At 70.1% G+C, this 23,872-nt stretch carries 19 protein-coding genes and 5 pseudogenes; 7 read left to right on the plus strand and 17 right to left on the minus strand.

Annotated features, from left to right (window positions below; translation table 11 throughout):
- The first annotated feature begins 155 nt into the window (after window positions 1-155).
- Window positions 156-944, plus strand: a complete 789-nt coding sequence (locus IH68_RS0127925; RefSeq protein ID WP_030940271.1) for an IclR family transcriptional regulator — start codon at window positions 156-158, stop codon at window positions 942-944.
- A 392-nt stretch (window positions 945-1,336) separates the two neighbouring features.
- On the opposite strand, the gene IH68_RS0127930 is transcribed toward IH68_RS0127925, so the two are convergent.
- From IH68_RS0127930 to IH68_RS0127970, 9 genes are all read right to left on the minus strand, one after another.
- Window positions 1,337-2,509 (minus strand): esterase-like activity of phytase family protein, encoded by a 1,173-nt coding sequence (locus tag IH68_RS0127930; RefSeq protein ID WP_030940274.1) that lies wholly within the window; start codon window positions 2,507-2,509, stop codon window positions 1,337-1,339.
- Between the two features lie 81 nt (window positions 2,510-2,590).
- Window positions 2,591-3,547: an ABC transporter permease gene (locus IH68_RS0127935; protein ID WP_030940276.1), complete on the minus strand. Its 957-nt coding sequence runs from the start codon at window positions 3,545-3,547 to the stop codon at window positions 2,591-2,593.
- Entirely contained in the window at window positions 3,547-4,662 is a 1,116-nt protein-coding gene (locus IH68_RS0127940) for an ABC transporter permease (protein WP_051833761.1), read from the minus strand. The genes IH68_RS0127935 and IH68_RS0127940 overlap by 1 nt, the downstream gene beginning before the upstream one ends.
- On the minus strand, window positions 4,659-6,227 hold the full coding sequence (locus tag IH68_RS0127945) for an ABC transporter ATP-binding protein (RefSeq protein WP_051833762.1): 1,569 nt from the start codon (window positions 6,225-6,227) through the stop codon (window positions 4,659-4,661). The genes IH68_RS0127940 and IH68_RS0127945 overlap by 4 nt, the downstream gene beginning before the upstream one ends.
- A 29-nt stretch (window positions 6,228-6,256) precedes the next feature.
- Window positions 6,257-7,351, minus strand: a complete 1,095-nt coding sequence (locus IH68_RS0127950) for a BMP family ABC transporter substrate-binding protein (RefSeq protein ID WP_030940282.1) — start codon at window positions 7,349-7,351, stop codon at window positions 6,257-6,259.
- A 78-nt stretch (window positions 7,352-7,429) separates the two neighbouring features.
- On the minus strand, window positions 7,430-8,146 hold the full coding sequence (gene deoD, locus IH68_RS0127955) for a purine-nucleoside phosphorylase (RefSeq protein WP_030940284.1): 717 nt from the start codon (window positions 8,144-8,146) through the stop codon (window positions 7,430-7,432).
- Entirely contained in the window at window positions 8,146-8,928 is a 783-nt protein-coding gene (locus IH68_RS0127960) for a glutamine amidotransferase (protein WP_030940287.1), read from the minus strand. Before IH68_RS0127960 ends, deoD begins: the two co-directional genes overlap by 1 nt.
- Window positions 8,929-8,989: 61 nt before the next feature.
- Window positions 8,990-10,039 carry a LacI family DNA-binding transcriptional regulator gene (locus IH68_RS0127965; RefSeq protein WP_037885266.1) on the minus strand — a complete coding sequence of 350 codons (1,050 nt, stop codon included), beginning with the start codon at window positions 10,037-10,039 and terminating at the stop codon, window positions 8,990-8,992.
- A complete protein-coding gene (locus IH68_RS0127970; RefSeq protein ID WP_030940293.1) occupies window positions 10,029-11,387 on the minus strand; it encodes an amidohydrolase family protein in 1,359 nt (452 codons plus the stop codon). Before IH68_RS0127970 ends, IH68_RS0127965 begins: the two co-directional genes overlap by 11 nt.
- Before the next feature lie 756 nt (window positions 11,388-12,143).
- Here IH68_RS0127970 and shiA point away from each other — a divergent pair.
- A complete protein-coding gene (shiA, locus tag IH68_RS0127975) occupies window positions 12,144-13,472 on the plus strand; it encodes a shikimate transporter (RefSeq protein WP_030940295.1) in 1,329 nt (442 codons plus the stop codon).
- Between the two features lie 12 nt (window positions 13,473-13,484).
- Window positions 13,485-13,553, plus strand: a pseudogene (locus tag IH68_RS59490) (transposase); the annotation flags it as partial.
- A gap of 12 nt (window positions 13,554-13,565) precedes the next feature.
- Here IH68_RS59490 and IH68_RS57300 read toward each other — a convergent pair.
- The 3 pseudogenes from IH68_RS57300 to IH68_RS59495 all read right to left on the minus strand — a co-directional run.
- Window positions 13,566-13,694, minus strand: a pseudogene (locus IH68_RS57300) (IS5/IS1182 family transposase); the annotation flags it as partial.
- A gap of 104 nt (window positions 13,695-13,798) precedes the next feature.
- Window positions 13,799-15,166: pseudogene (locus IH68_RS0127980) on the minus strand (reverse transcriptase domain-containing protein); the annotation flags it as partial.
- Window positions 15,167-15,196: 30 nt separating this feature from the next.
- Window positions 15,197-15,241: pseudogene (locus tag IH68_RS59495) on the minus strand (hypothetical protein); the annotation flags it as partial.
- A gap of 30 nt (window positions 15,242-15,271) precedes the next feature.
- Here IH68_RS59495 and IH68_RS0127985 point away from each other — a divergent pair.
- Window positions 15,272-15,691, plus strand: a pseudogene (locus IH68_RS0127985) (carbohydrate esterase); the annotation flags it as partial.
- Window positions 15,692-15,772: 81 nt separating this feature from the next.
- A complete protein-coding gene (locus tag IH68_RS0127990; RefSeq protein WP_030940299.1) occupies window positions 15,773-17,479 on the plus strand; it encodes a DUF2264 domain-containing protein in 1,707 nt (568 codons plus the stop codon).
- Between the two features lie 538 nt (window positions 17,480-18,017).
- Here IH68_RS0127990 and IH68_RS0127995 read toward each other — a convergent pair.
- Window positions 18,018-19,022, minus strand: coding sequence for an esterase/lipase family protein (locus IH68_RS0127995; protein ID WP_030940300.1), 1,005 nt, complete (start codon window positions 19,020-19,022; stop codon window positions 18,018-18,020).
- 213 nt (window positions 19,023-19,235) lie between these two features.
- Here IH68_RS0127995 and IH68_RS0128000 point away from each other — a divergent pair, with 213 nt between their 5' ends.
- Both IH68_RS0128000 and IH68_RS0128005 read left to right on the plus strand, forming a co-directional pair.
- Window positions 19,236-19,694: a hypothetical protein gene (locus IH68_RS0128000; RefSeq protein WP_030940302.1), complete on the plus strand. Its 459-nt coding sequence runs from the start codon at window positions 19,236-19,238 to the stop codon at window positions 19,692-19,694.
- Between the two features lie 104 nt (window positions 19,695-19,798).
- Entirely contained in the window at window positions 19,799-20,218 is a 420-nt protein-coding gene (locus IH68_RS0128005) for an NUDIX hydrolase (RefSeq protein WP_199931937.1), read from the plus strand.
- On the opposite strand, the gene IH68_RS0128010 is transcribed toward IH68_RS0128005, so the two are convergent.
- The 4 genes from IH68_RS0128010 to IH68_RS0128025 are packed head-to-tail and all read right to left on the minus strand — an operon-like array spanning window position 20,213 to window position 23,807.
- The gene (locus IH68_RS0128010) at window positions 20,213-20,944 is read right to left on the minus strand and encodes a hypothetical protein (RefSeq protein WP_030940305.1); all 732 of its coding nucleotides are present in this window, start codon (window positions 20,942-20,944) and stop codon (window positions 20,213-20,215) included. The genes IH68_RS0128005 and IH68_RS0128010 overlap by 6 nt on opposite strands.
- A 46-nt stretch (window positions 20,945-20,990) precedes the next feature.
- A complete protein-coding gene (locus IH68_RS0128015) occupies window positions 20,991-22,382 on the minus strand; it encodes a hypothetical protein (RefSeq protein WP_030940308.1) in 1,392 nt (463 codons plus the stop codon).
- 29 nt (window positions 22,383-22,411) lie between these two features.
- Window positions 22,412-23,227: an alpha/beta hydrolase gene (locus IH68_RS0128020; protein WP_030940310.1), complete on the minus strand. Its 816-nt coding sequence runs from the start codon at window positions 23,225-23,227 to the stop codon at window positions 22,412-22,414.
- Window positions 23,220-23,807 (minus strand): TetR/AcrR family transcriptional regulator, encoded by a 588-nt coding sequence (locus tag IH68_RS0128025; RefSeq protein ID WP_030940312.1) that lies wholly within the window; start codon window positions 23,805-23,807, stop codon window positions 23,220-23,222. Before IH68_RS0128025 ends, IH68_RS0128020 begins: the two co-directional genes overlap by 8 nt.
- Between the last annotated feature and the right edge of the window lie 65 nt (window positions 23,808-23,872).

Here is a 23,872-nt window from a genome sequence, read left to right on the forward strand (position 1 = left end):
GCACCATAGGGGGGCGGATTCGCCGCATCAAGGGTTACGCCAAGATTGCTTCGACATTGCAGTTCACTTGGTCCGCCTAGCGGACTATGGTCGAGGTGCCACAGACGGACAAGCGCGGCGGACAGGGCATGGCCGTCACGACGGGGAGGTAGCAGGTGAGCGACGGAGAGCCGCAAACGGAAGTCGAGCAGCACGGCACCGGCGTGCGCAGCGTGCGACGGGCGTTCGACATCCTCAACCTCCTCAGCGAGGAGCGTCCCGTCATCACCCTGCGCGAAATCACCGAGGGCACCGGGCTGGCGAAGACCACCGTGCTGCGCCTGATGCAGACGCTGGAGGAGACCGGCCTGCTGCGGTCCCACCCCTCCGGATACGCCGCTGGTCCCAGCCTGTGGCGCTGGGCCTACCTCGCCCGCAGTCAATGGGAGGTGCCGCAGGAGACCCGCAAGGTCATGCGCGACCTCGCCGACCGGCTCGGGGAGACCGTCAACCTCTTCGTCGCCCGGGACCTCCACCGGATCTGCGTCGCCCACGAAGAGAGCCCCCGCCCACTGCGCCACGTCGTCGATGTCGGCGACGAGCAGCCACTGTGGGCCGGCGCCTCCTCCAAGATCCTTCTGCGCGACGCCTCCGACGCGCTCCTTCGCCGAGTCGCTCTCGCCTCGCCCCACGGCGAGGCCCACGTCGAACGCCTGCGGGCCTGGGCGGCGGAGGCGGCAGAGCGCGGCTACGCCGTCAGCAGCAGCGAGTTCGACGAGGGCCTGACCGCCGTGGCGGTACCCATCGTCGGCCGCACCGGCAAGGCCGTCGCCTCCCTCTCCCTGAGCGGGCCCAGCCACCGTTTCCCGTACGAGGCCGTCGAGCACTTCGCCACCGACCTCGCCGAAGCTGCCGCCCTCATCTCGGCCCAGGGCTTCGACCACCCCCTCAGCCAGGCCCACTGACCCGGGGCAACGGCCATCCCCGGCCCCGATCGAGTGGGCGAGGCCGGCGTTTGCTTCCAGTACCACCTGGCGCCGGCAGTGCGCGGGCGGACCTGCCCGGGCCCTGCTCCGGCCACAGCCCGCCCAGGTCCTCGCCGCGGCCTTGACGACGTCGGCGACCCGGGCGAGCGGTTCCACCACGGACCGGCAGGCGGGGCAGTCGGGTTCCACGGCAGGGCGGACAGTGAGATCCACCGCCGCCGTGCGGCCCGGACGGCCGTGCAGCTGTCGGCAGGCTCGCAGTACCTGCTCTGCGCCGGGCTCCATGTGGGTCGCGTCGCGGCGGGGCCTGGCAGGACCGGAACGGCGCGCACGCTGAGCGATCAATCTCCGGTCCACCCGCCGACCGGACCTCAGATGCCGTCGGCGGCGAAGGCGATGAACTGGGTCACCTGCCGTGAAGCGAAGTTGTCGTCCGAGACGAGCACGACCGTGCGACGGCCGTCGGGCAGGCGCGGGCCGAGGGTGATGCCTTCGACGTTGTCCACCCTGGGCAGCCCGGGAATGTCGGACAGGTCCGACACGAGTGTCTTGTGGACGGGCCTGACGGGGCCGTCGGCCAGGGAGTCGCGGCCGAGGACGTTGGTGGCGCCGTGGAGGTCGACCAGGTAGAGGCGGGCCTTCCAGGTGTTGGTGCTGAAGACGGAGGCGCGTTCGAGGACCAGGAAGCGGTCGTCGCCGAGGGCGACCAGGTCGCTGACGCCGTTGGTGTCCGTGCTGCCTGCGGGAGGCGTGGCGAACATCGGCTCCAGGGGGTACGCGTACTGCGCCCTGGGCAGACCGGTGCGTGCGTCGTGGACGGTGATGCGGGTGAGGGCGCCGTGGGCGGGGGTGGGGTCGTCGCCGTCCTGGTAGAGGGGGTCCTCCATGGCGGTGACGAGTTGGCGGCCGTCGGGGGTGAAGGTGACGCCTTCCAGGGTCTGGTTCCGGCGGGGGCCGACGGCCTGGGAGTTCATGTGCAGCTGTGGGGGCAGCGGGAGCTGTCCGCTGTACTCGCCGGTGGTGGTGGCACGCCGGATCCAGGGGTCGCCGAGGACCGCGGGGCCGTCGGACGGCACGATGCGCTCGCCCTCGCTCGTCCAGACCAGACTGCCGTCGGACGGGTCGACGGCGATCCCCTCCGGATCCGGGGCCACCGTGGCGGTCTGCCCGGCGGGGGTGGAAGTGGGCGGGTAGGTGGTGCCGTCCGGCCGCAACCATGAGTGGGTGCCTATGAGTTCGGCGCCGGTGAGGTGGCCGCCGCCGAAGGTGACACGGGCGCTGTAGAAGCGGGCGGGGCCGGTCTGCGACCGGTCGTCGCTGATCAGGTAGTACAAGCCCGTCCGGATGTCGTAGCTGATGGCGGAGAGCCCGCCGACGGTGGTGCCCTGGAACGCCATGGCGTTCGGCAGTTCTTGCTCGCCGATGAAGTCCAGTTGTACGGCGCTGTCGTGCCCGGCAGCCGGTGAGGCGCCGGAGACGGCCGTCACGGACGCGAGAGCGACGGCGGAAGCGATGATCCGGGCGCGGGTGGCACGGATGCTCATGGAGGCTCCTTGGCAGGGCATGCGGGACAGGGCATGCGGGAGGGAACAAGGGAGGGACGGCGAAGAAACAGGGGGCGAGGTTCAGCTGGTCGCCGGATCCGCGGCCACGCCGGAGACCGGGGAAGCCGGGCGGGCCGGGCGACGGCGGCGCCAGGCGAAGAACGCCAGGGCGAGCAGGGTGAGGGCGTACGGGATGGCGGAGACCAGCTGCGAGGGGATGCTCAGGTTGCCGAGCTGGACGGCCAGGGCCTCGGCCGCGCCGAAGCCGAGCGCGGCCAGGAAGACGCCCCAGGGACGCAGCGCGCCGAGGAAGACGGCGGCCAGGGCGATGTAGCCGCGGCCGGCCGTCATGCCGGTGACGAAGAAGGACACGGCGCCCATGCTGAGGAAGACCCCGGCGGCGCCGGCCAGCGCACCGCTGAGTGCCAGGGTGGCGAACTGGACGCGGCGGACGGGGATGCCGACCGAGCGGGCCGCGTCCTGGAACTCGCCGACGGCGCGGAGGTGGAAGCCGAACCGGGTGCGGTGCAGCAGCCAGGCGACCGCCGGGGCGGCGGCGAGGGCGATCCAGGTCATCAGGTTCTGCCCGCTCACCACCGTGCCGAGGCCCGGGATGTCCTCGATCAGCGGAAGGCGGACTTCGGGGAGGGCTCCGCTGTGCAACCGGCTGGTGCCGCCCTTGTCGCCGAGCAGCGCGTACACGGCGTACGCGGTCACGCCGGACGCCAGCAGGTTGAGGCCGATGCCCGCGATGATCGCGTCGGCGCCCAGGTACAGGTGGAGTACGCCCAGCAGCAGGGTGAGCAGCGCGCCGGTGGCGATCCCGCAGACGGCCCCGGCCGCTACCGAGCCGCTGTATCCGGCGACCAGGGCCCCGGTGCACGCGGCGGCCAGCATCGAGCCCTCCAGGGCGATGTTCGGCACGCCGGCCCGTTCGGCGAGCAGTCCGCCGAGGGCGGCGAGGACATAGGGGGTCGACACCCGCAGGATCGCGGCGAGGAAGCCGGCGCTGAGCACGACGTCGAGGACGGGGCCCATCAGCGGGCCTCCCTTCGGGCAAGCCTTCTGGCGAGCTGGCGCTTGACGAGTTCTGGCAGCGTCCGGGCCGTCACCAGCAGCACGATGACCGCCTGGATGATGGTCACGGCCTCGGAACCGACGTCCGTCTGCTGCTCCATCACGTCACCGCCGACGCGCAGGTACGAGTAGAGGAGCGCGGCGGCGACCACGGCGACCGGGTTGTTGCGGGCCAGCAGGGCGACCACGATGCCCTCGAAGGCGAGGCCGCCGGCCATGTCGGGCTGGAGCCCGCCGTACACGCCGAGGGCGAGATGAGCGCCGGCCAGTCCGGCCAGCGCGCCGCCGATGACGAAGCTCCACTCGATGGTGCGGGGCACGTCGATGCCGCCGTACCGTGCGAATTCGGGGTTGGAGCCGGTCATGCGGATGCGGTAGCCCAGGGGCGTCCTTGCGAGCAGGAACCACACGGCGGCGGTCACCGCGAGCATGCCGAACAGTCCGATGTTGGCCTGGTCCAGGGGGACGCCGAAGAAGTCCGAGAGCAGCGGGAGCGCCGAGTCGGGCCGGATGGGAGCCGACTGCACGGCGGCGCTGGCGGGGGCCTTGAGGTGGTCGGTGAGCAGCCAGTCGAAGACCCGTACGACGATGGCGTTGAGCATGAGCGTGGCGACGATCTCGCTGGCCCCGAGGCGGGCCTTCATCACCCCGGGCACCGCGCCCAGCGCGCCGCCCGCCAGAGCGGCTGCGCACAGCGGTACGACCATGGCGGCGAGCGGGGGCAGGGGGACGTTGATCGCCACCAGGGCGCCCGCCAGGGCACCCGCGTACACCTGGCCCTCCGCGCCGAGGCTGATCTGCCGGGCCCGGAAGGGGATGGCGACGGACAGGCCGAGTAGCGAGAGCGTCGTGGCGTCGGCGAGCCAGCGGCCGATGCGCGGGGTGCGGTCCAGGGGGCCGGTGAGGAGCGCGTTCAGGGCGCCCGGGGCGTCCTTGCCGGTCGCCAGGATCACCAGGAAGGCGATGAGGACGGCGACGGCGACAGTGAGCACGGTCATCGTCAGCTCGACGGCGGTGGACTGGCGCCTGGCGGCGAGGAACTCGCGGCGGCCTTCCAGCTCGACGGTGGTCGTCATCGTGCACCTGCCGTGATCCGCTGTTGTGAGTGCTGTTCGACGCCGAGCATGTACAGCCCGGTCTCTTCCTCCGTGAGTCCGGCCGGATCGTCGAAGCGACCGACCAGCCGGCCGTCCTTGATCACCAGAAGCCGATCGGAGAGCGCGAGCAGTTCGCCGAGGTCCGCGGAGACCAGAAGGATTGCCGCGCCCGCGTCGCGGGCTTCGACGAGCCGCTCGTACATGAAGTGCATGGCGCCGATGTCGACGCCCCGGGTGAGCTGGGCGGCCAGCAACAGGCGCGGCTCGGAGGACAGTTCGCGGGCGACGACAACCTTCTGCAGATTGCCGCCGGACAGCGCTCCGGCCGGTACGGCGGGGTGCGGGGCCCGGATCGCGTAACGGCGGATCAGGTCCTCGGCCAGCTCCCGTATGCGGCGGATGTGCAGCGCGCCGCGCCGGGCGAGCGGGGGACTGGAGAAGCGGTCGACGATCAGGTTGTCGGCGATGGACTGGTCCAGGGCCGCCCCGTTGGACAGCCGGTCCTCCGGGACGTGGGCGATACCGGCCGCGCGGTGCGACGCCGCATCCAGGTGGGTGACATCGGTGCCGTCGACGGTGACGGAGCCGGCGGCCGGGCGGCGCAGCCCGGCGAGGAGCTCCACCAGTTCGGTCTGGCCGTTTCCTTCGATGCCCGCCAGGCCGACGATCTCCCCGGCGGCGATGTCGAGGGAGACACCGTGCAGGGGCTGTCCCGCGTCCGCCCCGGAAGCCAGGTTCCGCACCTTGAGCACGGTCGCACCGGGGTGCGCGGGGGGCCTCGGGACGTCCAGGGACATCTCCCGCCCGACCATCATGGACGCCAGCTGCGCGGGGGACGCGTCCTCGGTGCGTACGGTGCCGACCACGGACCCGGCACGCATTACGGTGACGCGGTCGCTGATCTCCCGCACCTCTTTGAGCTTGTGTGAGATGAAGAGCACGGTCATGCCCTGGTCGCGGAGTCCGCGTACGGCTTCGAAGAGGTCGGTGGTCTCCTGTGGGGTGAGGACGGCGGTGGGCTCGTCCAGGATGAGGATGCGGGCGCCGCGGTGCAGTGCCTTGAGGATCTCTGCTCGCTGCCGCATCCCCACGGAGACGTCGCTGACCCTGGCCCCGGGGTCGACGGCCAGGCCCGCCTCCTTTGCCAGCGCGGCGGTGCGCTCGACGGCTGCGGATCGGTCGACCCGGGCGGCCGGGCCGGGTTCCACGCCGAGGACGACGTTCTCGGCGATGGTGAAGGACGGCACCAGCATGAGGTTCTGGTGGACCATGCCCACCCCGAGGGCGATGGCGTCCTGGGGTCCGGAGAGCCTGACCGCCTCGCCGTGGACACGGATCTGTCCGGCGGACGGCTGCTCCAGGCCGTACAGCAGCTTCATCAGGGTCGACTTGCCGGCGCCGTTCTGTCCGACGATCGCCCGGATCTCGCCGCCGGGTACCTCGAGGTCGACGTCTCTGACGGCGCGGGTGCCGTTGGGGTACGTCTTTCCCAGGCCGGTGACTTCCAGGGCGAGGGCGGGGCGGGGCGGGGGGTGCTGGTCCACGGGGGCTCCTTCCGTACCAGGGCCGCAGGTCAGAAGGCGGACGGGACCTGGACCGCGCCGGACGCGATCTTCGCCGCCTGTGCCTTGAGCTCGGCGCGTACGGCGGTGGGCACGAGCTTGTCGAAGTTGGCGTTGTCGACGTAGCCCACGCCGTCCTCGGCGAGGCCGACCGCGGAGGACTTGCCGTAGGCCAGGGTGCCGGCCTTGTTCTCCTTGGCCGCCAGGTAGAGGGCGTTGCCGGCGTTCTTGAGGATGGAGGTGACCACGGTCTGCTGCTGGGCGGGGTCATTTAGGGTCTTGTATTGGTCGGAGTCGACGCCGAAGGTGTAGCGCTTGGCGGTGACGGCAGACTCGAACACGCCGAGGCCGGAGGAGCCCGCCACCGGCCACACCAGGGCGGCCCCCTGCGAGTACATGGACGAGGCGATCTCCTTGCCCTTTGCGGGGTCGCCGAAGGGGTTGTCGCCGCCCACGTACTGCACCAGGACACCGGACGACGGATTTCCGCCGGCCGCCTTGAATCCGGCCTTGAATCCCACGACGAAGTCCTCGATCACGGGGATCTTCACCCCGCCCATCAGGCCCACCTTCTTGCTGCCGGAGGCGCCGGGGAGGGAATGGGCGGCGACCAGTTTGTCGGCGAGGAATCCTGCAAGATAGGCGGCCTCGTTCTGCTTGAAGGTGACGGAGTACACATTGGCGCACTTGTTGGAACAGCCGCTCTTGCCCGTGTAGTCGACGGTGGAGTCGAAAAGCCAGAACTTCTTCTTCGGGTATTCGGGCGCCAGCTTGGAGATGAAGGCAGCGGTGTCCACGGTGCCCGCCGCGAGCACGTCGTAGTCGTCGCCCGAGGCCGCGTCCTCGAAGCCGGACTGCCACTTCGTGCGGTCGCCGCCCAGCTCGACGACCTTGAGGCTGTAGCCGAGGTCCTTCTCCGTCTTCTTCAGACCCGCATAGGCGGAGTCGAAGAACGAACGATCACCGAGGTTTCCGTTGACCACGAACTTGATTCTCAGTTTTCCGGCCGAAGAGCCGGAAGAAGTCGAAGATCCGGTCGATGATCCGCATCCGGCGAGCAGTGCGGAGAGCGCTGTTATGGCTCCGAGGGCTTTGATCTTGTTCATCGTTCTTTTCTCCTTCGCGTTGGCCGAAAGCTATGCAATGCAAAACGTTTTGGCCATACCTCTTCGTACGCCTCTGTGTTAGGAGCTTGTTTCCAGTGCGGTGGCGGCGACGGTGACGGCACGCTCGAAATCGGCCTCGCGCTCGGCCGGCGTGAGAGCCTCCGCCCGGCGTATGTGGTCGCTGACCGTCAGCACGGCCAGGGCCCGGCCGCCCTCTGCGGCGGCGGTGGCGTACAGACCGGCGGCCTCCATCTCGACGGCCAGCGTGCCGTGCGCCTCCAACTGGTCGAACAGACCGGGGCGGGCGAGGTAGAAATGGTCACTCGTGAAGACCGGACCGACGTGCACGGCCGTCCCGGCGGCCCCTGCCGCTGCATCCACGGCGGCTTTCGCCAGGTCGAACGATGCGGCGTGGCTCAGATGCACACCCTCGATGCGGCGGCCGCTCATCGCCGAGTCCGTGTGGGCGGCGGTGGCCACCACCACGTCGCGCAGCCCCACCGCCTGCGGTATCCCGCCGGCCGTGCCGACGCGGACGATGCTGCGCACTCCGTAGAAGCGGAAGAGCTCGGTGGCATAGATGGTCACGGACGGCATGCCCATACCGGAGGCCAGGACGGACAGCGGTCTGCCCCGGTGGGTGCCTGTCCAGCCCTCGATGCCGCGTACTTCGGTGACCAGGCGAGCGTCTTGCAGGAAAGTTTCAGCGATCCGTCGGGCCCGGCGTGGGTCGCCGGGCATCAGCACATCCGGGGCGAAGTCGCCGGGTGCGGCGGAAATGTGTGGAGTGACCATCAGCCTTCCTCCCCCGCCGGGTCGGTTGCCGCAGCAGTGTCGGCTGCCGCCAGCCAGCGGACCAGTCGATCCCAGAGTTCCGGGTATCCCTCCCACGCGAGGAAGTCCGGCGGCGCCCAGTGCGGCGCGAGGTCGGAGGTGAAGGCCGCCGACCGCCCGGCGCCGTACCCACCGACCACCAGCAGCGGGTGACCGCCGCATTCGGCGAGCAGCTCGGCCCCGTCCCGTACCCGCACCTCGTTGAGACCCAGCAGAGACGGCCAGGTCGCGCCCAGCCCGTCGACCACCCGGTGCCGGGCGACGACTCGGGGCGAGGCACCGGCGGGCAGCTCCACCCGGTCGTCGCGGTCGTGCAGCGCGACCGGCAGTGCGGCGGCCAGCGGGGTGCGCCCCCAGCGGGCCTTGGCGTCGATGCCGGTGAAGGTGAGGTAGCCGCCCACCATCAGCAGGCCGCCGCCGCCCTCGACGTACGCCCGCAGCAGTTCGGTGCGATCCGGCGCGGGAACGGAGCGGGCGAAGGTCTCCGGCGGGAGCTGGAAGCTGTTGGCCCCGACGTCGCTGATCACCACCACGTCGTACGCGGCGAATCCCTCGGCCGAGGAGGGCAGCCGATGGGGTATCTCGTGCGCCGGTATGTACGTCACCTCGTGGCCGCGATCGCGCAGCGCGCCCAGGAAGGCGCCCGCCCCCTCGACGTACTCGGAGGTGTGGAAGGAGTCGAACCCCTTGTGGTGGATGGAATGGGTGAACCAGGACTCACCCACGACGAGGACATGCGTCATCGCTGCGCCGTGCCTTTCAGTTCGGGTTATGGGTTACGGGATTTCTGGGTTCCGGGCGGTGTCAGCGCAGGGCGGCCGTGCTGGCGCGGGCTTTCAGCCGGACCGGGAGGATGTGACGGGAGGCGGGGGGTACCTCGCCCCGGTGGACGTACTGCAGCAACTGGGCGGCGGCCGTGCGGCCGATGTCATACGCGGGCTGATGGACGGTGGTGAGCGGGGGGTGGACGCGGGCGGCGAGCATGATGTCGTCGAAGCCCGCCACCGACACGTCGTGCGGGACGCTCAGCCCCGCGTCCTCCAGGGCGGCGACCGCGCCGAGCGCCATGAGGTCGTTGGCCGCGAACACCGCGGTGAAGCGGCGCGGGCCGCCCCCGTCGAGGGCCGCGGCCACCATGTCGTAACCGGACCGCTCGACGAAGGCGCCCTCGACCTCGGTGACGCCCTCGTCGCCGAACGCCTCCCGGAATCCCGCGATCCGCTCCGCGCTGCTGACCAAGTCTCCCGGGCCGCTCACCGCCAGTGCCCGGCGGTGCCCCAGCTCCCGCAGGTGCTGCCCGACCAGCCGGCCGCCCGCGCGGTGGTCGGCGGTGACGAGGATCGTCTGTTCCAGCAGCCCAGGGACCACTTCGTCGGCCAGGGCTATGGGGAAGCGGCCGAGCAGCGATGCCAGCCGGTCGCGGGAGGGTGGTGAGCCCGACGCGTAGACCATCCCGTCGATGAACCGGCCCCGCAGCAGCTCCAGGTAGCGGTCCTCGCGCTCGGGGTCGAACTCGGTGTTGCACAGGATGACCCCGTAACCCAGGTCGTGGGCGGCGTCCTCGACGCCCTTGGCCAGCTCCGCGAAGAACTGGTTGGTGATGTCGGGAACGAGTAGGCCGATGACGTTCGTGGAACCCGCCTGCAGGTTGCGGGCGGTCGAGGCCGGCACGAAGCCCAGCCTGGCGACCACCGCGCGCACCCGGTCCGCGGTCTCCTGGGCGACCGGCCGGTTGCCGCTCAGCACGTGCGAGACCGTGGTCGGGCTCACCCGGGCAGCGGCCGCGACGTCCTTGATCGACGCGGGTCGCCGCACCCGGCGTCTGCCCTCGTCGGCGTCTGTGTCAGGGGTCATAGCGCTGAACCGCCCTGCCGTGCGAGGTGTCCAGCAGCGCGGGCACCCGTGCCTCGATCTCGGCCAGCAGCCCAGGCACGTCCACGGTCAGCAGGCGCCCGTCGCGCACCACGACCCGCCCGTCCACGACCACCGTGCGCACATCACTCGCCCGGGTGCTGTAGACCAGAGCCGCCACCGGGTCGTGCAGCGGCCGGCAGTGGAGGCCGGACAGATCGACCAGCACGATGTCTGCCCGGCGGCCGGGTTCCAGGGCACCGATCCGGTCGCCCAGCCCCAGCGCCAGTGCCCCGCCGCGCGTGGCCAGCCGAATGGTGTCGGAGACCGTCATCCAGGTGGCGTCCCGCTCCGCCTGCTTCTGGGTCAGTGCCACCAGCCGCATGGCCTCCCACACGTCGAGTGTGTTGTGTCCGGCGGCTCCGTCCGTCCCCGCCGCGACGGTCACCCCGGCTCCGAGCAGGCCCCGTACCGGGGTGAGCGGGTGCAGGGCGTGCTTCAGGTACACCTTCGGGCAGCACGCCACCGCCGTCCGGTCGCGGTACCGCGACAGCACCTCGAGATCCGGTTCCGTGATCCCGCATCCGTGGGCGATCAGCGCCCCGGCGTCCAGAACGCCGGTCCGCTCCAGCACCCCGATGGGGGTGATGCCGCGCCGCGCGAGACTCGATTCCGTCTGCTCCAGGTGCTCGGCGGCGTGGATGTGGATCCGTACACCCATGGCACGGGCCCGCTCCGCGATCCGAGCCAGGTCCTCGTCGTCCACGGTGTACGGCGCGTGCGGCCCGAGCGACGCGGTGACCCGCCCGCCGCCCGCGCCGTGCAGCGCCCCGGCGGTCTCGATGCTCTCCTCCAGCGCCCTGCCGCCACGGCTGCTGAAGTATGTGGGCGCGATGTCGGCGCGGATCCCGGTCCGTACCACGGTCTCGGCGATCCGTTCGGCGTGGAAGTAGTGGTCGGCGAACGCGGTCACCCCGCTGAGCAGCATCTCCGCACAGGCGAGTTCGGCACCGAGGCCGATGTCGGCAGGCGTCAGGTTGACCTCCATCGGCCACACCCGCTCGTTGAACCACGCCTCGACGCTGACGTCCTCGGCGGCACCCCGCATCAACACCATCGCGCTGTGCGTATGGGAGTTCACCAACCCTGGCATGGCCAACAGCCCGGTCCCGTCGACCGTCTCAGCTCCGGAGAAGCTCGCGACCCCGGCGGCCTCCGGCCGGGTACCCGCGGGACCCAGCCACACGATCACCCCGTCCTCGACCACGATGTCCTGGTCCGCTTCCACCCGGCACGGGCCCTGCTCGGGCACCACAAGCACCGAGCAGGACGTCACGATCAGTCGCCGCATCCTGGAATCCTTCCGTCAAACCGGACGCTAAGGATCCAAAACGTTTTGCACAACCCTCGTCCGAGTTGTGTTTCAAGCCCTGTCGACAGCCGGCGGCACGGCCCCTGCATCGCTGTTCGGTCGTGGCGAGCAGCGCGGGGACGGGCACGCCTTGCAGACCGTCGCGGTCGAGGCCGGCGCAGCTTCTGTCCGTCCAACGCGCTTCACACGGGCGCCCCGGACCTCGGGGTGTCCACCAGCGCGATCCGCGCGGCGACGCGCACCAGCGCGGAGACTGCAGTCGGCGACCAGCGTTCGGCCGCATCACCTGGGAGTTGGGTGAACGCACAGTGTGAAGCCGTCACCCGAACACCCGGACTCGTCGACCACTCCTCGCCGCGGGACGCCACTCGCAGGCCCGTGATCACAGTTGCCACCTCGGGCATCGTCGCGGCAGACGTGGCGAACGAACCGGTGGGGATCAATTCGACGACTCCCCTTGCTGGCATCCCTGGAGAGGCGTAACTTCTGCGCAGCGGATCTGCGGGTCCGCCACACGGACCATTGCCCGTGGTTGTCTGGTCGCCTGTCACCAAGTGGGCTCATCGGACCGCTGGACGCTCACGGAGCGCCCAAACGATCCCTCACGCACTCACGGCCTGTGCTCGGGGCATTTCGTGTTCCCCAGACCGGGCAGCGCGCTGCCCGAGTATTCCCATCATCAACCCCACAGACGGCCTTCGGCCGTCCCCTCCTCATCAACACCTGGACGTTGAAATGAGCCGGACATCACCTCATGCAAAGCGCGCGGCTGTCGCCGGCTTGATGGGGGCGGTCGTCGACTGGTACGACTTCTTCCTTTACGGCATCGTGGCCGGGCTCCTGTTCAACGATCTCTTCTTCCCCGAAGTGAGTCCCACCGTCGGAACCCTCGCCGCATGGGCCACCTTCGGTGTCGGATTCCTCTTCAGACCCTTGGGCGGCATTGTCTTCGGCCACTTCGGCGACCGGGTGGGCCGCAAGAAGATGCTCGTCCTCACCATCGTGATCATGGGGCTCGCCTCCACCCTGATCGGTCTCCTGCCCACCTACGGTGAAGTGGGCATCTGGGCCCCGGTCCTGCTCGTCGCTCTACGTGCCGTCCAGGGCTTCGCCGTCGGCGGTGAGTGGGGCGGCGCAGCTCTGATGGCGGTCGAGAGCGCTCCTCGAAAGTGGCGCAGCCTCTACGGCAGCGGCGTCCAGGTCGGTGCCTCGGTTGGGCTTCTGCTGGCTACCGCGGCCATCAAAATCGTTTCCGGACGCCTGCCCGAAGCGGACTTCCAGCAATGGGGCTGGCGCGTCCCGTTCGTCTTCAGCGCGGCCCTCGTCATCGTCGGGCTGATCGTGCGTATCTCGGTCGAGGAATCCACCGTCTTCACCGAGCGGATCGCCGCCCGATCCAAAGACCAACCTCTGCGGCTGCCACTGCTCGCGGCCATCAAGGCCAACCCCGGCGGATTCCTCGCCATCATCGGCCTGCGGTTCGTCGAACTCTTCACCTTCTACGGTGTGACCACGTTCGGCGTGAGCTATGGCACCGCGGAATTCGGTCTGAACCGCGACAGCATGCTCACCGTCAACCTCGTGGTGGGCGCAGCGGCCATCGTCACCATTCCCGTCTTCGCCTACCTCGCCGACCGCTACGGCCGCGGCACCATATACGCGTGGGGCGCCGGGCTGGGTGTTCTGGGCTCCCTCCCCTTCTTCGTGGCACTGCAGTCCGGCTCCATGGTCCTGATCCTGGTGGCCTCGATTCTGCTGGTCAACGGTGCGCACGACATGGCCGTCTCGGTCCAGCAGTCCTTGTTCACCGACATGTTCGGCGCCGAATACCGCTACAGCGGTGCAGGCGTCGGCTATCAACTCGCCAGCGCCATCGGCGGGGGCTTCACTCCGCTCATCGCCGGCGTCCTCGTGCTGTGGGCCGACGGCGGCTGGTACCTCGTCGCTATGTACATGCTGATCGGCTGCGGGATCTCCTTCACAGTCGCCATCGGACTGAACGCCAACCGCACCATGGACGACGCGCCCGAGCCCACGAAACCGCCCGCACGCGCGACCTTCTGACCGGCTGTGCAACCGCAGCTGACGACGAAGCGGTGCCAGCGGGTCGAGACGTGGGCGACAGCCAACAACGTGGAGATCGCCTAAGACCGTGTCCTACGTGGTGAGGCGGAGGAGTCGCTTGTAGCAGCAGAGCGCGGCGGCAAGCCCGAGAAAGGCCAGGTAGTTGCGGGAATGGCGCTCGTAGCGGGGGCTGAGTCTGCGGTAGCCGGACAACCATGACGTTGAGTTGGCCGCGCGGCGAGGTGTCTGCCGTGGCAGATCCTTTTCCTCGCGGCCTCCCGCCGAACCGGACTTGACGCTTTCGCTATCATCCGGCTCTCCAGTGATCACGGCGTGAATGATCTGGCCGTTTGTGCCTCGTGGATGCGGTCGTGGCAGGTGTCGCAGGCCACGACCGTTTTGCGGCGCCGGTCGAGCATGACGCGCGCCCAGTCGGACGGCGGCCATCTGGCATGAGCGAGGTTGGCAAGGGCGCGGATGTGATGCACCGTGACATCACCAGTGCTCCCGCAGATCTCGCAGGTGTCCGCCAAGAGCCGTGTGACCAGCTCTTTGTGCGGATAGTCCACCCAGACGGGCCGGCGGTCCACGATCTTCGCCGACCGCTGGCGATAAAGGGGGATTCCTCCGAACCGTGCCACCAGCGGCTTCCTGTTCGTCCGCTCGATATGGGCCTCGAAACAGACTCGGGGCCCTTGTTCCGTGTCGATCCTGGTCTTGTGCTTGGCGGCCATCTTCGGCACGGTCGAGCGGTGCTTTGCTGCGAGGGTCTTGAGCATGGATGTCTCCATGACCCAGCGCAGACGGTGCAGCCGGGAGACATCCCCGGCGAGCAGGTAGTACTGGACGATGCCCCGGTAAAAGGCCCCGAACGTGGCAACGATCGCGTGATCGGTGCTGTTGACGAGGTCCTTTCGCTTCGCGGGCTTTCCACGGGCGAGATAGGGCACGCATTTGGCTTTGATCACGTCCCGGGGGACACGAAGGGCGATCTGTCCGTTGACGCGTCGGTAACGGCCGGTCTTCTTCGTGTCGTTGTGCTGGACCGTGATCTCATAGCCGAGGAACCTCGCTGCCCCGGTACGGGCATGAGTGATCAGCGTCTTCTCCCGGGAGAGTTCCAGCCTGAGTTCATCATGCAGGAATGCTGCCAGGCGTTGCTTGATCTGCTCGGCCTCGACTCTTGGTCCGGTGAAACCAAGGAGATGATCGTCCGCGTAGCGGGTGTAACGAAGCCTCCGGTAGTGCGGATCATTCGGGTCCGCACTCGGCAGACTGGTCATCCGTCGACGCACGGCACGAGCCAAAGGCCGGTCGCCGTGTTGACGGACTGTCCGCAGCAGACTCTGTAACTCCAAATACGCCGGGTTACGGGCCCGACGTTCCCCTCGGGTGTACTCCGGAATCAGTACTGTCTCTACGAACTCGTCCAACTTGTGCAGGTAAATGTTGGACAGAATCGGGGAGGCCACTCCGCCCTGCGGTGCCCCGGAGAGCGTGGCTCCCCACCTCCAGTCCTCCAGATATCCGGCTGTCAGCATGTTCCGTACCAGCCGCAGAAACCGCTGGTCACGGATCTTCTCGCCGAGAATCGTCAGAAGGGCCTGGTGGTCCAGACTGCCGAAGCAATCGGCGATGTCGCCCTCGATGAACCAGGCTGTCCCGGTCCAGGTATGGGCCACCTCCCGCAAAGCGGCCTGGAATACGGCGTCTTCCTCCACCCACGCCGACAGACGGCCCCACTCCCTGATGAGGGCTTCGTGCGCGATCTCCGCAGTCTCCGGGCCACCGCTGCCGAGGACGACGAGACGACCGACGAGGCGACGTACCGGGCCAACTTGGAGACACTGGTGGCAGGTGTACGGGAGAAGGGCGGCGAACCGGTGCTCGTGACTCCCGTCGTGCGGCGCTGGTTCAACGCGGACGGCACTCTGAACAACAACACCGCACTGCTGGTCAACAGCCTCGGAGTGGACCATCCTGCTGTCATCCGCTCGGTCGCCGCGGCCGGGAAGGTGCCGTTGATCGACCTGACGGCCAAGACGAAGGCGCTGGTGGAGTCCCTGGGCGTCGAGGGCTCCAAGGCGATCTATCTCTACAACGAGAAGAAGGACAACACCCACACCTCCGTCCACGGCGCCACGGTGTACGCAGGACTTGTCCGCGACGCACTTGTCGCCGAGCATCTGGTACCGGAGGGTCTGGTGCGGGTGGGATGAACTCCTGGGGCGTCTCGACCGGAACCGGGGCGCCCCAGGTCCCGCCCTTCGTCCGTCGCCGCAGCGCCTGAAAGAGAACCGATGCACCTGCCCGCCGAGGACCGCACCGTCAGTCCCCACACCGGCTACACCCGCGCCCACTGGGAGGCGGCCGCGGACGCCCTGCTCGCCGCGGTCGAGCCGTACGCCGCGGAGGGCGGCGCGCTCTACCACCTCCCCGGCGACCGGACGAGCTGGTCCGGCCGGCTCTCCGACGGCCTGGAGGGCTACGCCCGTACGCTGCTCGCCGCGGCCTTCCGCCGCGACGAGACCGCGCTGCAGCGCTACGCAGACGGGCTCGCGGCCGGTGTCGCGGGCGTCTGGCCGCGGATCGAGAGCCGCAGCCAGCCCCTGGTCGAGGCGGCATCGATCGCGCTCGCGCTGCGGCTGACCCGCCCGTTGCTGTGGGACCGCCTTGACGACGGCGTACGACAGCGGGCGGTCGCCTGGCTCGGGGACGCGCTGACCGCCGAAGCCTGGCCCTGCAACTGGGAGTTGTTCCCGGTGACGGTGGGCGGATTCCTCGACGAGATCGGCTACGAGACAGAGGCGTCCCGCAAGGCGGTCGACCGCGGCCTGGAGCGCATCGAGGCGTGGTACGTCGGCGACGGCTGGTACACCGACGGCGACGGCCGCAAGTTCGACTACTACAACGGCTGGGCGATGCACCTGTACCCGGTGCTGCACGCCTGGCTGGCGCACGACCCGGCACTGCTCGACCTGTACGGCAGCAGGCTCTCGCGTCATCTCGAGGACTACGCCCGTCTGTTCGGCGGCGACGGCGCCCCGATGCACCAGGGCCGCTCGCTCACCTACCGCTTCGCGACGACGGTCCCGCTGTGGCTGGGCGCGCTGACGGGACACACGCCGCTGCCGCCGGGGGAGACGCGGCGGCTGGCGTCGGGGACCCTGAAGTACTTCCTGGAGCGGGGGGCGACGGACTCCCGCGGTCTGCTCACCCTCGGCTGGCACGGCCCCGACCCGGCGGTCCTGCAAGGCTATTCGGGCCCCGCCTCCCCGTACTGGGCGAGCAAGGGCTTCCTCGGCCTGCTCCTGCCGCCGGACCACCCGGTGTGGACGGCACCGGAGGAGCCGGGCCCGGCGGAGCGCTCCGACGCTCTCACCCCGATCGCGGCCCCCAACTGGCTCCTGCAGTCCACGAGTTCGGACGGCGTCGTCCGCCTCCACAACCACGGCAGCGAGGACGTCCGCTACGACCCGTACTACACGCGCCTCGCCTACTCGACGGTCACGGAGCCCGCTTCGGCGTACGACAACAGCGTGATCGTCGGCGACGATCCGAGCCGCACGGACATCGAGCCGCTGGGCGTGGGCGACGGGTGGGTGGCGTCCCGGCACACGGCGGGCGGGGGCGCGCGGGTGACGAGTGTCGTGCTGGCGCGCGGGGCCCTGGAGGTGCGGGCTCATCTCGTGACCGGTGCCGAGCCGGGGACGGCGGTGCGGGTGACCGGATGGGCGGCGGCAGAGGGGCTGCGGGCCGAACTGTCGCCCGCCGTCGGACTCTCCGACGAGCTCACCGGGGTCTGCGGCGAGGAGGACAGCCTGTTCGTCGCGCTGGTGAGGCTCACCGGTGTGGAGGGTCCCGTGCCGCTGGAAGAGATGGTGAGCGTACGGGCCGACGGAGCGGGGGAGTTGACGGTGCGGTGGAGCGAGGGGCCCGAGGTGCGGGTGTCGCTCGGCGGCCCCGGAGCCGAGATCGTCGTGGAGGAGTCCCGCCCCGCAGGGTGAGACCCCGTGACGAGGGGGAGGGACGAGCTCACGACGGGTGGCGGCGCGCAGGGCTGAACCCCGCGCGCCGCCCGGGCCCGCCGGTTGCCGCCGGACGTCGTCCAGTGCCAGGCCGGGAGCAAGGCCGTGTCCTGCCTCGTCCTCGCCAAGCCCTGCGACAACGTGCCGGCCTGTCTGCCCATGGGTGTGTGGCAGTGGTGGCCGGACAGCCTCACCTGCCCGGACCACTTCGGCGGACACCCGTTCTTCGCCCTCACGGACCTGCGTCCGTCAGGGAGTCAGCCGGGCGATCCTCAGCGTCTTCGAGGTCGGGGACGCGCCGTTGAGTGCCGTCGCATACGACGGTGTGACCGGCGCGTGGCACCGACGAGCGCGGCGGTCGCGGCGAGTCCGGCGGCGACGGGCTTACGGGCGGCCCGGACCCGGCGGTGCGTTGTCGCACGTCTTGCTGAAGTCATGTCCCCGTGTCGCCGCGGGCCGGCGAAAGGGTTGCCGCCCCGGTTTTCCGGGGCGGCGGGCACGGAGGTCGTCGTCGGGGTCAGCCGCCGAGCACGGGCAGGGACAGACCGCAGCTGACGGGCTGGGCGTGGGCGGGATCGAGGGCGTTGCGCACGAGCTGGGCGGCGTTGGCGTCGTACGCGATCGAGACGTGCTCGGAGAGGTCCTGGGGGCAGACGTTCTGGATCAGGATGTTCTTGACGGTCGCGCCCGGTCCCGGGGTCAGGAACTGGTGTGTGTAGGGGGTGACGACCTCGTCGAACCTGGTGGAGATGACGGTGTAGGAGACCCCTGGCTGAGTGTCCCCGCCCCGGTCCAGCGTGGTGTTCACCTGGGAGCCGACCATCTGGTCCTCGTAGGCCTCGCCCAGCACCAGCGACACCGGCTTGTTGAGACCCAGCTTCGTTGTCAGCGTGCCGAGACCCATGGCGGTGGTGCCGTGGTTGGACGGGGCCAGCCCGATGAGGCTGTGCACCTTGTTCTGCTTGGGGTGCGCGACGTTGGTGCCGCCGTCGAACCGCAGGTACCAGCGGGGTGTCAGCCCGCCGCCCTGGGAGTGGCCGACGAGGTCGACCTGGTGGGCGCCGGTGGCCTTGAGCACGCGGTCGACGTAGACCGCGATCTGCTGCGCGGACACCGGGATGTGCGCGGTGGCCTTGATCGGATTGCCCGGTGTGCCGCCGTAATTGACGGCGAAGACGCAGTAGCCCAGCTGCTTCAGGTACGGGGCCATCATGCCCCAGTTGAGATAGGCGTTCGCCCAGGTTCCGTGGAGGAGGACGACCGGGCGCGGATGCTCACGCGTCGGCTTGCAGTTCCAGTCGTTGGCCCCGGACGGCGACGCCTCGGGGTTGAGGAGCCCCCCGGCGGCCGCCAGCGGGAGGGAGAGGATGTTCCGCGGTGGCTCCGGAGGCGCGGAGTTGCCGGACGCGGACGCCTCGCCCTGCTGCCCCACGGCCAGCGTCAGGGCGAACCCCACACAGACCGCAGCCCACTTGGCGCGCCGCCGGACCGACCGCCTCCGGGAAACCATCCGATCCGACATCGGGCCCTCCTCGTCTCAGAGTCGGCCGAGCGCCGACGCCGAGATGATCGGGAGCGGCGTGCGTACGGTGGGCGACAGCCGCGCGCAACACCCCTCATGGAGCAGCCCGTTTTCACCCGTTCACGCGTCCAGACCGTCTTCCGCCCGTCCGGACCGTCTTCGGAACCGCACACTTCGGCGGGCACCGAAACGATGCGCTCCTAACCTGCCGGTATGAGCGAAACCCCGCAGGAAACACCCGCACGGGCCGTCACCGGCATGGTCGACCACGTCCTCGAACTGGCCGCCACCTGGACGAACTGGGACGGCAAGCCCGCCCACGTCGACGACCGCGTCCACACCCCGCACAAGGCGATCCGCCGAGTCGCCGACCATCTCGTCGACCACCTCGCCGAGCTGGAGGCCCGGTTGGCGGGCGAGGAGCCGGAGCCGGATCACTGGCACGCGTCCGCCGTGACGACCGAAGCGGACCTCGCCCCCTTCACCGCGGAGGACCTCGACGAGGCCCGCAGCCGCCTCACCCGCCTCGCCCGCATCTGGGCGAACCGCCTCGACGCCCTCACCGACGACCAGCTCGACCACTCACCCGGCAAGGGCTGGAGCTTTCGCGAACTCGCCCTGCACCTCAAGGGATCGACGTACTACGCCGACTCGCTCGGCGACCTCTCATGACCCGGCTCACAGCGCTCGGCGGTGAGTCCTTGGTAGAGTGGAGACTTTCGTGGGTATCAGACCCTTTGGACTCATCTCCGGCGAGGGACCGAGGAACCATGGACATGGACATCCCCGGCGACAAGCGACTGGCGGCTGCCGTCGTCATGGACGACGAGGGCCGGGTGCTCCTGGTCCGCCGCAGTGAGACGGAGAAGTTCCTGCCCCGGGTGTGGGGCGTCCCCTGCGGCAAACTCGATCCGGACGAGAGCGCCCGGGACGGCGCGCTGCGGGAGCTGAAGGAGGAGACGGGGCTCCTCGGGGAGGTCGTCCGCAAGGTCGGCGAGTCGTCCTTCGTCAGCGAGTACCGAGGTCACGAGATCAAGAACTGGCAGGAGAACTTCCTCGTCAGGCCGTTGAGCGAGCAGATCACCCTGCCTCGGGCCGACCAGTCCTATGCCTGGCTCGCGCGCTCCGAGCTGACCACGGTCGAGATCGACGAGTACAACCTCGACATCGTCGACCAGGCCTTCATGAACTCATGAGCTCCTGAGCAGCTCGGCGAGTCCGTCCAGCGCTGCCAGATAGTCGTCCGTCTCCAGCGACACCTTCGGTACGGCGCCCGGATGCGGGCCCGCCGCGGTGAACACATCGGTGTGCTGCCGCCGTCCGCTCCCCGTCTCCAGGAACAGCGTCACCGTGGGTACGTCCGTGTCGCACCAGGCGCGGTGCAGGGTGTGCGCCGGCAGGGCGTATGCGCTGCCCGCCGCGTACTGCCCCACATGCGTCAGCCGCAGCCGCGCCGGACCGGCCGGCTCCAGCAGCCAGTCCGCCGAACCCTCCTTCAGCGACTCCTCGTACCGGGCGGCCGGGATCCCGCCCCTGCCGCCGCCCTCGACGTCGTACAACTCCATGGCGAGCCGCCCGCGCACGACGTAAGAGGCGAGCGGGGAACGGTGGTTGTGGATGTCCTCCTTGCCGATCGCGCCGGCGCCGGGGTGCCACAGGTGGGCGCGCAGCATGTGCTTCGGTCCGCCGTCGATCAGCAGCAGCTTGTCGAAGCCGAGGACGTGCCGGTACGAGAGCCGGGCGCACCCTTCCGGATCGCCCTCGCCGGAGGCCAGCTCGGCGATCAGCTCCAACAGCCGCTCGGGTGAGCCGAGTTCGGCGACGACCCAGCGGGCGGCGGCGACCCGTTCGTGCTCGGGCAGTTCACCGTCCAGCGTCCCGGCCAGCAGTCGTCGCGCCGCCAGAACCTGCCGACCGCCCATGCACACATACCTCCGGGTTGACTGCTCTCGGGTCACTGCTTCCGGTTCATTCTTCCGGTCGATACATCCATACGGCATGTGCCCGCAGCGCCGAAAGACCCTGATAGGTCATCCACATGGGATGGCGCAGCTCACTGCTGTCGGTGCGGCCCCAGGACCAGATGCCGTCCGTCTGGCCTGCCCACACGGCCGCCGCCGCACCGTCCAGCCGCTCCCGCCACGCCTCCTCCAGCCCGTCCTGCGCCGCGACCTCGCGGGCGCCCGGCGTCATCAGGGCGCGCAGCACCCAGGAGGCGGTGAAGTGCCGTACGTTCAGCACCTCGTGGCGCTCGGGGTCGTCGGAGCGGGGGCGGCGCACCTCCTCGCGCAGGTTCCGCAGGTCCGGGCAGCGGGTGTGGCCCGCGCCGGTGCAGGCCAGCAGCCAGCGGACGCCGTCCTCGCGGGCGGAGCGGGCGCCCGCGCCCTCGGGTTCGTCCAGCACCCGGGCGGCCCGGTCGAGGGCCACCACCGCCTGCGCCGTGTGCAGTGCGGAGGGCATGCCGTACGGCGGGTCGAGACGGTAGCTCCAGCAGCGCAGATGTTCACGGCGCGGATCGCTGATCGCGCCGTCGGCCAGGGCCTCGCGCAGCACGGGCAGGACGGCGGAACCGGGCGCGGCGCGCAGCAGTCCGCGCAGCACGGTCGTCACGACGTGGGTCGACTCCCGCCCGGCGCGGTCGAGTTCGCGGGTGAAGCCGGCCGTGCAGCGGCCCACCTCCTCCGCCAGCCGCTCGCCGGACGCCCCCGCCCGGGCCAGCGCACCCAGCACCAGCGCCGTGACCTCGGGCCGTGCCTCCGAGCCCTGCGACCGTGCGGACCAGCCCCCGTGGGGCAGCCGCAGCCGCCACAGCGTGTCCACGAGATCCCCGGTGCGCAGCCGTCCGTCGGGCACGCCGAAGTCGAGCATGATGTGCAGGCCGTACGCGGTGCCGACGGAGGTGGGGCGGGGTGGGCTGCTCTCGCCGAGGGAGTGCGACCAGCCGGTGAGCCGGCCGCGGGCCGGGTCGTCGACCATGCACACCTTGTCGACGAGCGTTCCGTACGCGGCGCCGAAGACCTGGGGGAGCGGGCCCGGCCCGGAGGGCTCCGCGGCGACGGGGGCTGTGACGGCGGGCCGGGAGGGTCCTGCCGCGGCCCGGGCCCGGAGCAGTGCCGCCGCGAGCCAGGCGGCCACGCCGGTGCCGATCCCGCTGACCCCTGAGACCAGGTATTTGGCGGCCTCCCCGCCGAGGGAGCCGGGCAGCACCCCGAACAGGAACTGGAACACGGCATACCCGGCGGCAGCGCAGCCGAGGCTCCCCAGCCAGCCGACGAACCGTGCGGCCTCGCTCGGCCCGCCGGGTTCCGGTGCGGTGCCGTCCGATCTCAAGGGACCGCGTCCCAGCTGCTGTTGAGACAAGGCACGCTCCCTCTCCCGAAGCTTCCAGTCTAAGTGGTCAGCGGGACAGGTGTGCCGCCACCTCCGAGCAGCGTCTCGCCGAGCAGCTCGGCGAACGCGAGAGGATGCTCGGCCACCCCGACATGCCCGCCGGGGAACTCGACGAAGCGGCTGCCGCTGTGCTCGGAGAGGAACCGGGCGGTGCGGTGGAGGAGTTGACCGCGGGAGTCGGAGCCCGCGGCGAGGGTGAGGCGGTCGGAGGAGGCGGCCAGGGCCTTCGTGTCGGGCGCGTAGGAGGAGAACTGCCGTAGGACATGGACGAGGAAGAGGGCCATGGGATTGCTCAACTCCTCGTCAGCGGGCAGGGGTTGACCCGACGGGCTCTCCTCCGGCTCCTGCCCGGCCAGCCCGGCTCCCAGCCGGACGGCGGCCGCCTGCAGCCCGGCGGCGCGATAAGTGTCGTACACCTCCCGGAACATGGCCTGCTGCCGTGCCCCGTCGGGCAGCACCCTCACGCACGGCGGCTCGTGTGCGACGACGTGCCGCAGCCGCTGCGGATGCCTGGCCAGCAGGTCGAGCACCGCGATTCCACCGGAGCTGGTTCCCAGGACATACGCCGACTCGCCCTCGGGAAGCACCTTTTCGAGCACCCGGGACGCCCCGTCGCTCCACTCCTCGACCCGCTGATCGGCCACCGGCTCTCCGAGCCGTCCGTGCGCGAGGCCGAGCGGGTCGTACGTCACGACCGTGAACCGGTGGGCGAGCGCGTCCGTCAGCGGGCCGAACCCCATGGGGTGCCCGGCGCCGCCGGGGACGATCAGCAGGAGGGGCCCGCTGCCCCGTACGTCGTAATGGAGGTCAGTCATCGGTGTGCGTTCCTTCCCGTGGCCAGTGTTCGAGCGTGATGTGCAGGGCGTCGACGGCCTTGTCCCAGGACTTCTGCACATCGCGTGCGGCGCCGAAGCCGCCGGTGGCCTCCAGAGCGCAGTAGCCGTGGAAGGTGCTGCGCAACAGGCGTACGGCATCGGTGAGATCGGGCTCCTCGAGGCCGTAGGCGCGGAGCATGCCGTAGGTGATCTCGGCGGTGCGGCGGAAGTCGGGGGAGGCGGCGATCAGGGCCTGGTCCATACGGATCTGAGTGGCGGCGTACCGCCCGGGCCGCTCCAGCGCGTACTGCCGGTAGGCGCCGGCGAATGCGGCCAGCGCGTCCTTGCCGGCACGTCCCGCGACCGCGACGGCGATTCGGTCGATCAACTCGGCGCCCGCGAACAGTGCGAGGCGCGTGCGGAGGTCGTCGAGGTTCCTGACGTGCGAGTAGAGGCTCGCGTCCTTCACGCCGAAGTGGCGGGCCAGGGCGGACAGGGTGACGTTCTCGAACCCGACCTCGTCGGCGAGGTCGGCTGCCGCCGCGACGATGCGGGCGGGGGTCAGGCCGGCTCTGACCATGGATGACCTCCGAAGTCTGATGATTCCCGGAACTCCTCCCTAGGGTCCCTAGGAAGAAAGCTAGT

Source organism: Streptomyces sp. NRRL S-646 (genome assembly GCF_000720765.1).
Classification (GTDB): domain Bacteria; phylum Actinomycetota; class Actinomycetes; order Streptomycetales; family Streptomycetaceae; genus Streptomyces.